This window comes from Streptomyces sp. NBC_01216 (assembly GCF_035994945.1).
Classification (GTDB): domain Bacteria; phylum Actinomycetota; class Actinomycetes; order Streptomycetales; family Streptomycetaceae; genus Streptomyces.
Genome location: NZ_CP108677.1, coordinates 4,041,999 through 4,055,024, shown reverse-complemented (window position 1 = coordinate 4,055,024; position 13,026 = coordinate 4,041,999). Strand labels below are relative to the sequence as shown.

General features: G+C 72.9%; 15 protein-coding genes. 9 read left to right on the top strand and 6 right to left on the bottom strand.

The genetic code is table 11. The features are described 5' to 3' along the window. Position 1: 1 nt before the first annotated feature. On the top strand, positions 2–688 hold the full coding sequence (locus tag OG393_RS17905; RefSeq protein WP_327375663.1) for a transferase: 687 nt from the start codon (positions 2–4) through the stop codon (positions 686–688). 371 nt (positions 689–1,059) lie between these two features. Here OG393_RS17905 and OG393_RS17900 read toward each other — a convergent pair whose 3' ends face one another. Then, positions 1,060–1,656, bottom strand: a complete 597-nt coding sequence (locus OG393_RS17900) for a dihydrofolate reductase family protein (RefSeq protein WP_327375662.1) — start codon at positions 1,654–1,656, stop codon at positions 1,060–1,062. Positions 1,657–2,185: 529 nt separating this feature from the next. On the opposite strand from OG393_RS17900, the gene OG393_RS17895 reads away from it, so the two are divergent. Both OG393_RS17895 and OG393_RS17890 read left to right on the top strand, forming a co-directional pair. After that, entirely contained in the window at positions 2,186–2,614 is a 429-nt protein-coding gene (locus OG393_RS17895; protein WP_327378465.1) for a MerR family transcriptional regulator, read from the top strand. Between the two features lie 188 nt (positions 2,615–2,802). After that, positions 2,803–3,447 carry a dihydrofolate reductase family protein gene (locus OG393_RS17890; RefSeq protein ID WP_327375661.1) on the top strand — a complete coding sequence of 215 codons (645 nt, stop codon included), beginning with the start codon at positions 2,803–2,805 and terminating at the stop codon, positions 3,445–3,447. A gap of 391 nt (positions 3,448–3,838) precedes the next feature. Here the strand turns inward: OG393_RS17890 and OG393_RS17885 are convergent, their stop codons facing one another. Continuing rightward, positions 3,839–4,699, bottom strand: a complete 861-nt coding sequence (locus tag OG393_RS17885) for an ABC transporter substrate-binding protein (protein WP_327375660.1) — start codon at positions 4,697–4,699, stop codon at positions 3,839–3,841. A 188-nt stretch (positions 4,700–4,887) separates the two neighbouring features. Between OG393_RS17885 and OG393_RS17880 the strand changes: the two genes are divergently transcribed. Then, complete coding sequence (locus OG393_RS17880; RefSeq protein ID WP_327375659.1) at positions 4,888–5,136, top strand: hypothetical protein; 249 nt, start codon at positions 4,888–4,890, stop codon at positions 5,134–5,136. A gap of 125 nt (positions 5,137–5,261) precedes the next feature. Beyond that, positions 5,262–6,128, top strand: a complete 867-nt coding sequence (locus OG393_RS17875; RefSeq protein WP_327375658.1) for a DUF6597 domain-containing transcriptional factor — start codon at positions 5,262–5,264, stop codon at positions 6,126–6,128. Positions 6,129–6,219: 91 nt separating this feature from the next. Here the strand turns inward: OG393_RS17875 and OG393_RS17870 are convergent, their stop codons facing one another. Then, positions 6,220–6,666 (bottom strand): GNAT family N-acetyltransferase, encoded by a 447-nt coding sequence (locus OG393_RS17870; protein ID WP_327375657.1) that lies wholly within the window; start codon positions 6,664–6,666, stop codon positions 6,220–6,222. Between the two features lie 146 nt (positions 6,667–6,812). Between OG393_RS17870 and OG393_RS17865 the strand changes: the two genes are divergently transcribed. Next, a complete protein-coding gene (locus OG393_RS17865) occupies positions 6,813–7,550 on the top strand; it encodes a Mut7-C RNAse domain-containing protein (RefSeq protein WP_327375656.1) in 738 nt (245 codons plus the stop codon). 284 nt (positions 7,551–7,834) lie between these two features. On the opposite strand, the gene OG393_RS17860 is transcribed toward OG393_RS17865, so the two are convergent. Then, positions 7,835–8,395 carry a TetR/AcrR family transcriptional regulator gene (locus OG393_RS17860; RefSeq protein WP_327375655.1) on the bottom strand — a complete coding sequence of 187 codons (561 nt, stop codon included), beginning with the start codon at positions 8,393–8,395 and terminating at the stop codon, positions 7,835–7,837. Between the two features lie 118 nt (positions 8,396–8,513). Between OG393_RS17860 and OG393_RS17855 the strand changes: the two genes are divergently transcribed. Beyond that, positions 8,514–9,941 (top strand): FAD-dependent monooxygenase, encoded by a 1,428-nt coding sequence (locus OG393_RS17855; protein WP_327375654.1) that lies wholly within the window; start codon positions 8,514–8,516, stop codon positions 9,939–9,941. Between the two features lie 49 nt (positions 9,942–9,990). Here OG393_RS17855 and OG393_RS17850 read toward each other — a convergent pair whose 3' ends face one another. Further along, the gene (locus OG393_RS17850) at positions 9,991–10,476 is read right to left on the bottom strand and encodes a hypothetical protein (protein ID WP_327375653.1); all 486 of its coding nucleotides are present in this window, start codon (positions 10,474–10,476) and stop codon (positions 9,991–9,993) included. 75 nt (positions 10,477–10,551) lie between these two features. On the opposite strand from OG393_RS17850, the gene OG393_RS17845 reads away from it, so the two are divergent. Next, positions 10,552–10,887, top strand: a complete 336-nt coding sequence (locus OG393_RS17845) for a YnfA family protein (RefSeq protein WP_327375652.1) — start codon at positions 10,552–10,554, stop codon at positions 10,885–10,887. Between the two features lie 65 nt (positions 10,888–10,952). Then, a complete protein-coding gene (locus tag OG393_RS17840) occupies positions 10,953–11,717 on the top strand; it encodes an SDR family NAD(P)-dependent oxidoreductase (protein ID WP_327375651.1) in 765 nt (254 codons plus the stop codon). Between the two features lie 63 nt (positions 11,718–11,780). On the opposite strand, the gene OG393_RS17835 is transcribed toward OG393_RS17840, so the two are convergent. After that, positions 11,781–12,974 carry an RtcB family protein gene (locus OG393_RS17835; protein ID WP_327375650.1) on the bottom strand — a complete coding sequence of 398 codons (1,194 nt, stop codon included), beginning with the start codon at positions 12,972–12,974 and terminating at the stop codon, positions 11,781–11,783. Positions 12,975–13,026: the final 52 nt, after the last annotated feature.

Genomic DNA, 13,026 nt, shown 5'->3' with positions numbered 1-13,026 from the left:
CATGCCGACGATCAAGCTGGGCGACTACCTCACCGTCCGCGCCGACCACGACCTGCACCGCACCCCCTACAGCCACCTCGCGGAGTACGAGCTCGCCGACTTCCTCGCCGACTGGGACAACCTGCACCACCAGGCTCTCGACCACGTCCCGCATCGCATCCACCCCACCGCCCGGATCCACCGCACAGCGATCATCGGCGACGACGTGATCATCGGGCCCCGCGTCCAGGTCTGGGAGTTCTCCACCGTGCGAGCCGGCTCCGTGCTCTGCGCCGATGTCTCGATCGGCTTCAACTGCGAGGTGACCAAGACGTTCATCGGCCACGGCTCCGTCCTCGGCCACCGCATCGGCGTCAACCGCACGCTCGTCGGCGCCGACGCCCACCTGTCCGCCGGCGTCACCGTCGCCGCCATCAGCATGTGGAGCCCCGACCTGCGCCGCCCGGAACGCGACATCATCCTGCGCACCCCCGAGGGCCTCTACCGCTGCGGCACGCCGCAGTTCGGCGCCCTCATCGGCGACCGCGTACAGACCGGCAGCAACATCAGCCTCGGCCCCGGCATCGCAGTCGGCCGCTGCTGCCGCATTGTCAGCGGCGTCACTCTCGCCGCCCGCGCCATCCCGGCTCACCACACTGTCAACGCGCCACACACCGCAGACGTCCACGTCAGACGCCAACGCCGATGACTTCCTTCACCGCCACCGCCACCGCGCGCAAGGCTCAGGGCTCCATCCCAGCGGGCACAACCAGGGCACAACCAGGGCACAACGCGCCGGAAAACACCGCGGACCAGTGAGAACTACCAAGCGTAGTTTTCCCTGGTCCTTAGCGGTTTCGCGGCAAAGTCGCAGGTCACCCCACCGCCCCCGCCAGTTGCTGCACGAGTGGCAGGACTTCTCGGTACGTCTGCACGAGGCCGGGCACCAGCCGTACTGCCTGGTGTGGCCCTGACCCGGGCGGCCTGACGCCCTCCGCCGTCGACGGCGGGTGCCACTCCGCCGTGACGGCCGGGCCCGACAGGCTCTGACGCCCCCGGCCGCGACGCGGCCCGCCCGGATCACGCGTCGGCGGTCCGGCGGTAGGTGCACACCTGCACACCGGCGCCGCTGCTGACGGACGAGACCAGTTCGAGCGTGCGCAGCCCGCCGTCGGCGGGAAAGATCGACTTACCGCCGCCCAGCAGCACCGGCATGATCATGAGCCGCAGTTCGTCGACGAGGCCCTCGCCCAGCAGGGCGCGGACGAGGGTGGGGCTGCCCATCACGAGCAGGTCTCCGCCCTCGGCCCCGCGCAGTTCCCGGATCCGGGCGACGGCCTCGTCGCCGGCGATGAGTGTGCTGTTGTCCCACGTCAGATCGGCGTGACCGAGCGTCTCCGACACGACGTACTTCCTGATGCCGTTCATCCGGTCGGCGAACGGGTCACCGGCCCGCGCCGGCCACGCCTCCGCCATCGTCTTCCACGTGCGGCGCCCGAACAGCAGCGCGTCGGCCGTGCTCATCGCCTCGTCGAACGCCCCGCCGACCACCTCCGCGTCGAAGAACGGGTGGGTCCAGCCGCCGTGGGTGAATCCGCCCTCACGGTCCTCCTCCGCCCCGCCGGGGGCCTGCACGACGCCGTCGAGGCTGATGAACTCGCTGATGACGATGCGCATGGGACTTTCTCCACTCTCGGTTTCCGTTGCGGTGTACGGACGGAAGACCCCCCTCCCACCGGAAACTCATCGCCCACGGAGCCGCCGGACACATGACCTGGGACACACCTGAGCGATCGACGCGTGCCGCGGGACCGGGGCACCCCCGTACGGCGGCGACGGTGCGCGGGTCGGACGGGTCCGAGGGCGGCGGGCGTGCCGCGAGCGACGGAGGCGGCCGGGAGACGGCGAAAGCCGCGAAGTGGCCCGCCGGGACCCGCCGGGTGACCCGTCGACCGCGTTTCGCCGCCTTTCCTACGCTGATAAGTGATGAAGTTATGACGAATGGTATGTAATGCGCGGGTGTCAGCCCCGCCGCAGTCGCGAGGAGAGGACGGACGCCGTGGGCAGAGACCTGGGCAGGGACCGAGGAGCACGGACGGGAGCGGGCCCGGGACAGGGCTTCGAGAACTACGGCCGGGGTCTGGGCAGAAGGCCGGGGACGAACCTCGGGGTCGGCGTGCGCCGGCGGCACATCCCCGGTGAGCCCATGCAGATCGGCGAGGTGGCGGCACGCACCGAACTGTCGCTGCGCACCATCCGCCACTACGAGGACGCCGGCCTGGTCGTCCCCTCCGCCCGGTCGGAGGGCGGGTTCCCGCTCTACACCGAGGCCGACGTCTCCCGTCTGCTGGTGGTCCGCCGGATGAAGCCGCTCGGCTTCACCACCGAGGAGGCCCGGGACCTGCTGACGGCCGTGGACCGGCTGGGCGCGGACCGCCCGGGCACGGACGGGGAGCTCCCGCCCGCCGAACGGGCCGTCCTGGTCGCGCGGGTGCGGGTCTACGAGCAGGCCGCCACGGAGCGGGTCGAGGCACTCCGCGCCCAGCTGACGCAGGCGGAGGAGTTCGCCGGTTCGCTCCGGGAGAGCCTGGGGAGCGGGTCCGGCGCGCGCGAGGCGGTACGACCGCGGCACTAGGAACCTTTTGCGCGGGTCGCTGATTCGGCTGGGGATCGTGGTCGGGCGGCGTCCGGCACGGGAAAGACGTCGCCCTGCGCGCGGCTGCGGGAGCTCGATGAGAACTGCGCGATGCGGCGATGAGCCTTCCCGGCCCGGCCGTCTACGGTTCGTCAGGTGCTCAGAAAGTGCGAAGCAGGAGGAGCGGTATGAGCCAGCTGCTGCGGGTCCAGAACTTCACCGTCTCGAGCGACGGGTTCGGCGCCGGCGAGGGCCAGAGCCTCGAGAAGCCGTTCGGCCATGCCGATCCGGGGAGCTTGCTCGCCTGGGCCTTTGCCACCGACCACCCGCCCGTCAAACGTTCCGAACCCGGTGGCCGGGGTCTGGACGACTACTTCACACGGGACTACGCCTGCAACATCGGCGCCGAGATCATGGGCCGCAACAAGTTCGGGCCGCAGCGCGGGCCCTGGCAGGACCACGAGTGGCAGGGATGGTGGGGCGACAAACCCCCTTTCCACACGCCGGTGTTCGTCATGACGCACCACAAGCGCCCGTCGTTCACGCTCTCCGACACCACCTTCCACTTCGTCGACGGCGACCCGGCCGCGGTGCTCGCCCAGGCGAAGGAGGCAGCGCAGGGGCAGGACGTCCGGCTTGGCGGTGGGGCCACGGTCATCCGGCAGTTCCTCGAGGCCGACCTCCTCGACACCATGCATGTGGCGGTCGCGCCGACGAGGCTCGGCTCCGGGGCCCGGCTGTGGGAGTCCCCCGACGAGCTGCGCGACCGGTTCCACCAGGACGTCGTGCCCAGCCCGAGCGGCGTGACGCACCACCTGTTCTGGCGGAAGTGAGGCCGGACCGGCTGGCCGGCGCGGGCTCCGTCAGGGCGGGTCGGTGGCTCCGCGGACGCGTAGCCGGAACTCACCGAGGTGATGCAGGATCATCCGGCCCGTGGGCCGCGCTCGGCGGCGGCCCGGGTGGATCCCGGGCGACGCGCCGTCTCCATCGCGCCAGCGCCCGCCGTACCTGCCGCTCGATCAGGCAGAACACCAGCAGGGCCAGGCAGATCACCCGGACGAGGGCGCCGACGCGCCGGTTGTGCTGGACGAACACCGGGTGACCGCCGACGGCCCCTTGAAGTCGCCGTAGACGGACCAGGGCGGGACCAGGCGGGCGGGGAGGGCCCGCCGGGAGAGGAACGGACCGGGTCGGGCGGGCCGACGGTGTCCGCGCGGGCGTCCGTCAGGCCGGCAGCGCCGCAGCGACGTCCCGGAAGAAGCGGCCGTAGGCCACGGGGCTGGGTGGGGTCTCCGGGTTCCACGGTGCCACCCGCGCGTCGCCCGCGGACACCGCCACCTCGGGCCGGACGGCGTTGGAGCGGCTGTCGAAGAGGATGAGATCCGGTGCCAGCCCGGCGGCGTACTCCCATTCGGTGGTGAGCCAGTTGGCGCCCGGACCGGGGCCCGGGTCGAGGAGGCGGACGCCGAGGTCGAGCAGCCGGGCCAGCTCCGGCCACGCCCGCGGGCGGGCCAGATGAACCTGGTCGGGTCCCGCCCCGGACAGGGCGAGCACGGAAGCGCTCGTGCTCCCCGCCGCCGAGGCGAGGGCCGCCTCGGACACCTCGACGACCCCCGGACCGGTCGCGGCGGACGCGACCGGTGTCGCGGAGTCCGCGTCCCGCAGCGCGGCCCCCAGCTCCCCGAAACGGCCGACGATCGCCGCGAGGGACTGTTCGCCGCCGACGGAGAGCACGGCCGTCGGCACCCCGAGCCGGTCGGCGACGGCCTCGTCCAGCGCGTAGGCGCGCTTCCCGTCGTATGTCACGTCCACGAGGAGGTCCGGCCGCAGCGCCCGCAGGATCTCCTCGTCCAGGGTCCGCCCCGGCCCGAGGTACGCGACCCCGGTCGCCTCCAGGTCCCCGGCCTTGACCGGGTCCAGCACCGAGCCGTCGTGGCCCGATCCGTACACCGCGGCGGGCGTCACCCCCAGGTCCCGCAGCGCGGCCCCGGCCCGTACGTACGCCACGACCCGCTCCGGCCGGCGCGCCGACGTCACCTCCACGCCTCTGTCGTCCGTGAATCCCCACGCCCCCGCGTCCGGCATGCGGCTGCTCCCTCCCGGCCGGTTCCCCACCCCCGCCACCTTGGAACGGTTCGCCACGTCGCACAAGAGGGCCTCCGCCCCTGTCCCGCGCCGCCCGGAGGAGGGACAATCGGAAGGGTCAGCGCCGCGCGTGCGCGCCGTCAGCCGGAGCGCGCGGCCCTCACGGCCTTCGCGCCCCGGAGTCAGCCATGCCGTCCCTACCCGGCCCGGTCTCGGACCCTCGTGTGATCACCCTCATCGGCCTCTCCGCGGCCTCGGCGACGGTGTGGGCACTGGCCCTGCGCCGGCGGGCCCGCGCCCGCCGCGCGCGGGCGGAGACACCTCTGGAACGGATCTGGCACCCCCAGGAGTCGGTGTCCCTCACCGCCGCCGAGGAGGACGCCTTCGGGGAGGTCGTCTCCCGTCTCTCGCCGGGCTCGGCGGGCCGCCCGAGGTGACCCCGGCGGCCGGCGGCCTCACCGGTCTCCGTCTCGAACCGGTCGCGCCGGTCGCCCGCCGCAGCCCGGTCCGGCGCGGCGAGGACCTGCGGTTTCCTCTCCGGCGAGCCCTTACCATCGTCGGCATGCCCTCCGCCGGACCGCGCCGTGACACCCGGGGCATCGTCGACGCCGCCGCGCTGATGGCACGCGTCCACTTCCGCCGGCACGAGCCGGCCGAGGAGCTGCGCCCGTACCTGGAGCACTACTGGCTGATCGACTGGGACCTGGCCGAGCCGTACGCGAGCCATGTCGTCCCGCATCCGTCCGTGAACGTCGTCTTCCAGCGCTACGGAGACGCGGACGAGACCGGCGGGCCGGAGTCCCGGGGGAAGGTGTCCCGAGCGGAGGTGTCCGGGGTCGGGCTGGGACTCTTCACCCAGGAGCTCACGGGGGTGGGCCGCGTCTGCGGGGTGCAGTTCCGGCCGGCGGGCTTCCGTCCGTTCGCGCCCGCGTGGCCGGTGTCACGGTGGACGGGCCTCCGGGTCCCCCTGGGCGAGGTGTTCGCGGAGGCGGGCCCCGACGTCGTGGCGGCCGTACTGGACCCGGACACCGACCGCGCGCGAGTGGCCGCGCTCGACGCCTTCCTGCTGGCCCACGGGCCCTCTCCCGACCCCGCGGCCGAGCGTGCCATGGCGCTGGTCGGCCTGGTCCGCGAGGACCGCACGGTGCGCCGGGTCTCGGAGCTGGCCGCCGTGGCCGGGATGTCCGCCCGTTCACTGCAGCGTCTCTTCGCGGACCACGTGGGTGTCGGCCCGAAGTGGGTCATCCTGCGTTACCGCATCCACGAGGCCCTGGAGCGCGCCGCGTCGGAGGAGCGCCCTGGCCCACCCGACTGGGCCGGGCTGGCGGCCGACCTCGGGTACAGCGATCAGGCGCATCTCGTCAGGGACTTCACGGCGACGGTCGGGGTGCCCCCGACGGCCTACAGCCGCCGCGCGTCGGGATCCTGAGCTCGGCGGTACCGGGCTCGGCCGTGCGGGGCTCGACGGTACCGGGGGCCGTTCGGCCGTCGGGGGCCGTGGGGTTCGGGTGCCGCCGGAGTCAGGGCCCGTCGGGGGACGGCAGTTCCCTCGAGAAGTGGAAGGCGACGATGTCCAGGCGTTCTCGCAGGTAGAAGCGGTGGGCGCCGGTGCGGTGGGTGCCGGAGTCCAGGCTGAGCTCGCGGCAGCCCGCCTCTCGCGCGTGCCGTTCCAGATGCCCGAGGAGGCCACGGCCGACGCCGCCGGAGCGGGCGGTGCCGGCGGTGACCAGGTCGTCGACGTAGAGCTTGCGGATCGAGCTGGTGTTGTCGACGATCCGCCAGCCGGCGGCACCGACGCAGCGTCCGTCGTCCGCGAAGGCGGCGGTGAAGCGCAGGCCCTGGGTGCGGCCCCGCTCCAGGACCTCGCGGAAGAGTGCGGCCGTGAGGTGGGGCCGCAGCTCCCGCAGGACGGGGAGCAGGTCGGACTCCAGGCGCGGATCGTCGTGCGCGAGGTCGATGATCTTCATGGCCCGGACGTTAGCGCACGCCCGCGCGGGTGCGCGGGCCGGTCGGGCGGTGAGAGCAGGGCGGGCGGAGGGAAGGGGGCGGGGCGGCGCGTCCACGGGAACGAAAGACGTGGCAGCCGGGCGGGCCGCGGTGACATCCTGTCCCCGTGAACGGACCGGAGATCCAGATCAGTTTCGCCCCGGCCCTGGGACTGTTCGTCTCTGCCGGGCGGCGCACGGGCCGTACCACCGTGACGACCGATGGCGTCTCGACGCTCGGGCATGTCGTGGAGTCACTGGGCGTTCCGCTCACCGAGGCGGGACGGCTGCTCGTCGACGGGCGGCCGGTGCCGGTGTCGCATGTTCCGGCGGCGGGCGAGACGGTCGAGGTGGAGGGCGTCGCACGCCCCCAGCCGGTGCCCGGCGCCCCGCTCCGGTTCCTGCTGGACGTCCATCTCGGCACCCTGGCACGACGTTTGCGTCTGCTCGGGATCGACGCGGCGTACCAGAGCGAGGACCTCGGCGACCCGGCGCTGGCGGCCCTCTCCGCGAGCGAACGGCGGGTGATGCTCTCCCGGGACCGGGGTCTGCTGCGCCGCCGGGAACTGTGGGCCGGCGCCTACGTGTACAGCGACCGGCCGGACGACCAGCTCCGCGACGTGCTGGAACGGTTCGCGCCGGCCCTGGAGCCGTGGACCCGCTGCACGGCCTGCAACGGGCGGCTCACCAGCGCCGACAAGGACTCGGTGCGCGAGCGGCTGGAGCGCGGCACGGAGAAGACCTACGACGTCTTCGCGCGCTGCACGGAGTGCGAGCGGGTGTACTGGCGGGGTGCCCACCACGCCCGGCTGGAGGAGATCGTCAGCGACGCGCTGCGCGAGTTCGGCGGCGCGCCCGCCCGCTGAACGGCCCGAGCGCCGTCGGTCGAGTCCGCCCTGGCGCAGCCGCTCGACCCGCGGGGCACCGAGTTCGACGGTCCGGCGCGTTGGGGTGATGAGCAGGCGATGCCGGTGAGCCGGGAGCAGGGCGACCTCGACGTCACTGGAGGCGTCGAACACGGTGCGCCGTGCCGCGTTGAGCCGGCGCCGGAAGGCGCCGAGTTCGGCCGTCCGCTCGGGCACCGCGGCCACGAGGACCCGCCGCCAGGTCGTCGGCGTTCCGCGCCCGCCCCGGTGGCGGGCGTGGCCGGCTACGGACGCTCGGCGGTCAGATAGCGCTGGACGGTCGGGCCGAGCCAGGCGATGACGTCCTCGCGGGGCATCTCCACGGCCGGGGGGAGGCGCAGCACGTAGCGGGCGAGCGCCATGCCGAGGATCTGCGAGGCGGCGAGCGCGGCACGCCGGGGGGCGTCGGCGGGGTCCGGGCAGACGCCACGCGCGACGGGGCCGAGCTGCTGGGCGAAGACGTCCCGCATCCGTTCGGCGCCGGCGGCATTGGTGACACCGACCCGCAGCATGCCGGTGAGCACGTCGTCCCGTTCCCAGCGGTCGAGGAAGTGCGTGACGAGTACGGCGCCGACCTGGTGCGCGGGCACGGCGTCGAGCGGGGGAAGGTCCAGCTCGATCTCGGACGCGGCGGCGAACAGGCCCTCCTTGTTGCCGTAGTACCGCATCACCATCGACGGATCGATCCCGGCGTCGCGGGCGATGGCCCGGATGGTGGCGCGCTCGTAGCCGTCGGAGGCGAATCGCTCGCGGGCGGCTTCGAGGATCGCGGCGCGGGTGGCGTCGGAGCGGCGTGCGGTCGTCATGACAACAACTGTAGGCCAACGGATGTTGACATGCCAGCGCGAGCCGTCCTACCGTTGCCAACAAGCGTTGACCAACGGGTGTTGGCAACAGGGATGGACGCATCGACGGGAGACAGCGATGAACCGGCTGGACACGGACGTCCTCGTGGTGGGCGCGGGCCCCACCGGAATGCTGCTGGCCGGCGACCTCGCCGCGGCCGGCCTGCGGGTCACCCTGGCCGAGCGCCGGGCACCCGGGATCAGCAACCTGACCCGCGCCTTCGGCGTGCACGCCCGCACCCTGGAGCAACTGGACGCCCGCGGCCTCGCGGACGAGCTGGTCGCCACGGGCACCCCGCTCACCCGGATGCGCCTCTTCGGCGGCCTCTCCCTCGACCTGGCCCGGCTGCCCTCCCGGTTCGCCCACCTCCTGATCACCCCGCAGTACGAGGTCGAGCGACTCCTCGAACGCCGTGCGCGGTCCACGGGCGTCGAGTTCCGCCACGAGACCGAGCTGACCGCGCTGCACCAGGACTCCGACACCGTCACCGCCGGCCTCACCGCCCCCGGCGGCACGCCCCTGACCCTGCGCGCCCGCTATCTGGTCGGCACCGACGGCGTGCACAGCGCCGTACGGAACGCCCTCGGGCTCCCCTTCCCCGGCGTCTCGGTGATCCGCTCCATCGTGCTGGCCGACGTCCGGCTCACCGAGGAACCGCGAGGGGTGCTCACGGTCGCCGGCGCCGGGGACGCCTTCGCCTTCCTCGCCCCCTACGGCGACGGCTGGTACCGCGTGATGGGCTGGAACCGCACCCGCCAGGTCCCCGACAGCGAGCCCGTCGACCTCGACGAGGTCCGCGAGATCACCCGGTGCGCCCTCGGCAGCGACTACGGCATGCACGACGCGCGCTGGATCTCCCGCTTCCACAGCGACGAACGGCAGGCCCCCGCCTACCGCTCGGGCCGGGTCTTCCTCGCCGGGGACGCCGCACACGTCCACTCCCCCGCCGGAGGCCAGGGCATGAACACCGGCCTCCAGGACGCGGCCAACCTCTCCTGGAAGCTCGCCGCCGTCCTACGCGGGGACGCCTCCGACCCCGAGGAACTCCTCGACAGCTACCACTCCGAGCGGCACCCCGTGGGCGCCATGGTGCTGCGCAGCAGCGGCGCCATCGTCCGGCTCGCGATGGCCCACGGCCCCTTCCAGCGCGCCGTCCGGGCCTTCGCCACCCGCGCACTCGACTCCGTCCGACCCGCCTCCGACAGGGCCATCGGCATGATCAGCGGCCTCGGCATCGCCTACCCCCCGGGGCCTGGCGGGCGCCGCCCCGTGGGCCGGCGCGTCCCGGACCTGGCCCTGTGCGAAGGCAGGCTCTACGCACTCCTGCGCAGGGGCGAGTTCGTCCTGGTCGCCCCCGAGGGCGCCACCCCGCCCATGCCCGCCTCCCCGGCGTCGGCCGCCCGGCTGGTGCGGGCGACCTGGGCCGATCCCGCCCGCCGCACGGTGCTCCTGGTCCGCCCGGACGGCTACGTCGGCTGGGCCGGCCGCACGGACGGCCGAGACTGAGATCCTGTCGGGTGCCGGCGAGCGGGCGGGGGACGCGCCAGGGCCCCCGTCAGAAGACGTACGCGTCGCCGGTCGCCAGCACGAGCACGCGATGGTGGTCGTTCTCCGGATCGGGGTCGGTGACGCCGTCGCTCCAGGCGGTGTCGATCTCCACGGTCACCTCTTCCGGGGAGCCCGACGTGCGTAGTTCGAAGGCCAGCTCGCCGACCGGCCCGGCGGCCCGCAGTTCACCCGTCCGGCAGACCACCACGCGCTCACCGCCGCGCAGACAGGCCGGCGGCAGCTCCTGCCCGGCGGCCGGTGCCACCGAGAAGGCGAAGCGCACGGTCGCCTGGGACACGTCCGAGGAACCGTGGTTCCGGCTGAACACCCGGAGCCCGAGCCGGCCCTCCCAGAGGGTGGCGTAGCCGTGATGGGCCAGATCCGCCTCCGGCCCGGCCACCGTGGACCCGTCGGCACGCGCGGTACCGCTCACACCGGCCACCACCGAGGACATCAGGGCCACACCGAGCAGGGCCTTGCGCATCGCACTCATGTCCTGAAGATACCCATTGATCCGCTTATCTTCTGACTACCAGTCAGTCAGCGTGTCCCGTGGCACCCTGCCCTCATGCAGATCGTCCGCTCCGTCTCCCTGTTCACCCTCGCCGCCCTCTTCGAGATCGGCGGCGCCTGGCTCGTCTGGCAGGGCGTCCGCGAGCACCGGGGCTGGGCCTGGATCGGCGGCGGGGTGATCGCCCTCGGCGCCTACGGATACGCCGCCACCCTCCAGCCCGACGCGGCCTTCGGGCGGATCCTCGCCGCCTACGGAGGCGTGTTCGTCGCCGGCTCGATCGCCTGGGGCATGGTCGCCGACGGCTACCGCCCCGACCGCTGGGACGTCACCGGGGCGCTGATCTGCCTCGCGGGCACGGCCGTGATCATGTACGCCCCACGGGCCCGCTGAACGGCACCGCCGCCTATCCTGACCACGCGATCGACGAAATCGACCACATGCGCGAGGAGCACGTCATGACTGCCGCCGGTACCCCCATCGCCGTCGTCACCGGAGCGAGCGGCGGCATCGGCGCCGCCACCGCCCGGCAACTCGCGGCCGCGGGTTACCGCGTGGTGCTCACCGCCCGCCGCAAGGACCGCGTCGAGGCTCTCGCGGCCGAGATCAACGAAGCGGGCCACCAGGCCACCGCCTACGCCCTGGACGTCACCGACCGCCAGGCCGTGACCACCTTCGCCACGGCGTTCCGCACCGTCGCCGTACTCGTCAACAACGCCGGAGGGGCGCTCGGCGCCGACCCCGTCGCCACCGGCGACCCCGAGGACTGGCGCCGGATGTACGAGGTCAACGTCCTCGGCACCCTCCACGTCACCCAGGCCCTGCTGCCCGCCCTCACCGCGAGCGGCGACGGCACGGTCGTCGTCGTCTCCTCCACGGCCGGCCACTCCACCTACGAGGGCGGCGGCGGCTACGTCGCCGCCAAGAACGGCGCCCGGGTCCTCGCCGAGACCCTCCGCCTGGAGATCGTCGGCACACCGGTCCGCGTCATCGAGGTCGCGCCGGGCATGGTGAAGACGGAGGAGTTCGCGACCACCCGCTTCCGCGGCGACACCGAGAAGGCCGCCAAGGTCTACGCGGGCGTGGCCGAGCCCCTCACCGCCGACGACGTCGCCGACACCGTCACCTGGGCCGTCACCCGTCCCCCGCACGTCAACATCGACCTCCTGGTCGTCCGCCCCCGCGCCCAGGCATCCAACACCAAGGTCCACCGCGAGCTGTGACGGCGGAGGGTCCCGGCACCGAGGTGCCGGGACCCTCACCCGTCCGCCGCGGCAAAGGCGCGCTCAGCCCTTCACGCAGATGACCTGCTTCAGCTTCGCGACCACCTCGACCAGGTCCCGCTGCTGATCGACGACCTGCTCGATCGACTTGTAGGCACCCGGGATCTCGTCCACCACGCCGGAGTCCTTGCGGCACTCCACACCGCGCGTCTGCTCCTCCAGGTCCCGTGTCGAGAAGCGCCGCTTCGCCGCACTGCGGCTCATCTTCCGGCCGGCGCCGTGCGACGCGGAGTTGAAGGACGCCACGCTGCCGAGACCCTTCACGATGTACGAGCCGGTCCCCATCGAGCCCGGGATGATCCCGAGGTCGCCGGCCCCCGCCCGGATCGCGCCCTTGCGCGTGACCAGCAGGTCCATGCCGTCGTACCGCTCCTCCGCCACATAGTTGTGGTGACAGGAGATCACCTGGTCGAAGGTCACCCGGGCCTTGCGGAACTCCCGGCGGACGACCTCCTGGAAGAGCGCCATCATGACCGCGCGGTTGTACCGGGCGTACTCCTGCGCCCAGAAGAGGTCGTTGCGGTACGCCGCCATCTGCGGGGTGTCCGCGACGAAGACCGCGAGATCACGGTCGACCAGCCCCTGGTTGTGCGGGAGCTTCCCCGCCTCGCCGATGTGGTGCTCGGCGAGTTCCTTGCCGATGTTGCGCGACCCGGAGTGCAGCATGAGCCACACCGCGCCCTCCGAATCGACGCAGAACTCGCAGAAGTGGTTGCCGCTTCCCAGCGTTCCCATCTGGAGGGCCGCCCGCTCCCGACGGAACTTGACCGCGTCCGCGACCCCGTCGAAGCGGGACCAGAAGTCGCCCCAGCCCTGGGTCGGGAAACCGTACAGCCGGGTCGGGTCCACCTCCTCGCGGTGCATGGCGCGCCCCACCGGAATCGCCTGCTCGATCTTGGACCGCAGCCGCGACAGATCGCCCGGCAGGTCGTTCTCCGTAAGCGAGGTCTTCACCGCGGACATGCCGCAGCCGATGTCGACACCGACCGCGGCCGGACACACCGCCCCGCTCATCGCGATGACCGATCCGACCGTCGCGCCCCTGCCGTAGTGCACGTCCGGCATGACGGCGAGGCCCTTGATCCAGGGCAGCGTGGCCACGTTCCGGAGCTGCCGCATCGCGCCGTCGTCCACGGTCGAAGGGTCGGCCCACATCCGGATGGGCACCTGCGCACCCGGCATCTCCACGTACGACATAACTTACCGATTCCCCCGAAAAGACTGAAAAAGCAATATCCGGCACCAAAGC

What these genes read in the sequence shown, in the direction of transcription:
- OG393_RS17860 (WP_327375655.1), bottom strand. Translation starts at nt 8,395, where the DNA reads ATGACGACCGCACGCCGCTCCGACGCCACCCGCGCCGCGATCCTCGAA.
- OG393_RS17895 (WP_327378465.1), top strand. Translation starts at nt 2,186, where the DNA reads ATGCAGATCGGCGAGGTGGCGGCACGCACCGAACTGTCGCTGCGCACC.
- OG393_RS17905 (WP_327375663.1), top strand. Translation starts at nt 2, where the DNA reads ATGCCGACGATCAAGCTGGGCGACTACCTCACCGTCCGCGCCGACCAC.
- OG393_RS17900 (WP_327375662.1), bottom strand. Translation starts at nt 1,656, where the DNA reads ATGCGCATCGTCATCAGCGAGTTCATCAGCCTCGACGGCGTCGTGCAG.
- OG393_RS17845 (WP_327375652.1), top strand. Translation starts at nt 10,552, where the DNA reads ATGCAGATCGTCCGCTCCGTCTCCCTGTTCACCCTCGCCGCCCTCTTC.
- OG393_RS17870 (WP_327375657.1), bottom strand. Translation starts at nt 6,666, where the DNA reads ATGAAGATCATCGACCTCGCGCACGACGATCCGCGCCTGGAGTCCGAC.
- OG393_RS17880 (WP_327375659.1), top strand. Translation starts at nt 4,888, where the DNA reads ATGCCGTCCCTACCCGGCCCGGTCTCGGACCCTCGTGTGATCACCCTC.
- OG393_RS17835 (WP_327375650.1), bottom strand. Translation starts at nt 12,974, where the DNA reads ATGTCGTACGTGGAGATGCCGGGTGCGCAGGTGCCCATCCGGATGTGG.
- OG393_RS17850 (WP_327375653.1), bottom strand. Translation starts at nt 10,476, where the DNA reads ATGAGTGCGATGCGCAAGGCCCTGCTCGGTGTGGCCCTGATGTCCTCG.
- OG393_RS17890 (WP_327375661.1), top strand. Translation starts at nt 2,803, where the DNA reads ATGAGCCAGCTGCTGCGGGTCCAGAACTTCACCGTCTCGAGCGACGGG.
- OG393_RS17885 (WP_327375660.1), bottom strand. Translation starts at nt 4,699, where the DNA reads ATGCCGGACGCGGGGGCGTGGGGATTCACGGACGACAGAGGCGTGGAG.
- OG393_RS17840 (WP_327375651.1), top strand. Translation starts at nt 10,953, where the DNA reads ATGACTGCCGCCGGTACCCCCATCGCCGTCGTCACCGGAGCGAGCGGC.
- OG393_RS17875 (WP_327375658.1), top strand. Translation starts at nt 5,262, where the DNA reads ATGCCCTCCGCCGGACCGCGCCGTGACACCCGGGGCATCGTCGACGCC.
- OG393_RS17855 (WP_327375654.1), top strand. Translation starts at nt 8,514, where the DNA reads ATGAACCGGCTGGACACGGACGTCCTCGTGGTGGGCGCGGGCCCCACC.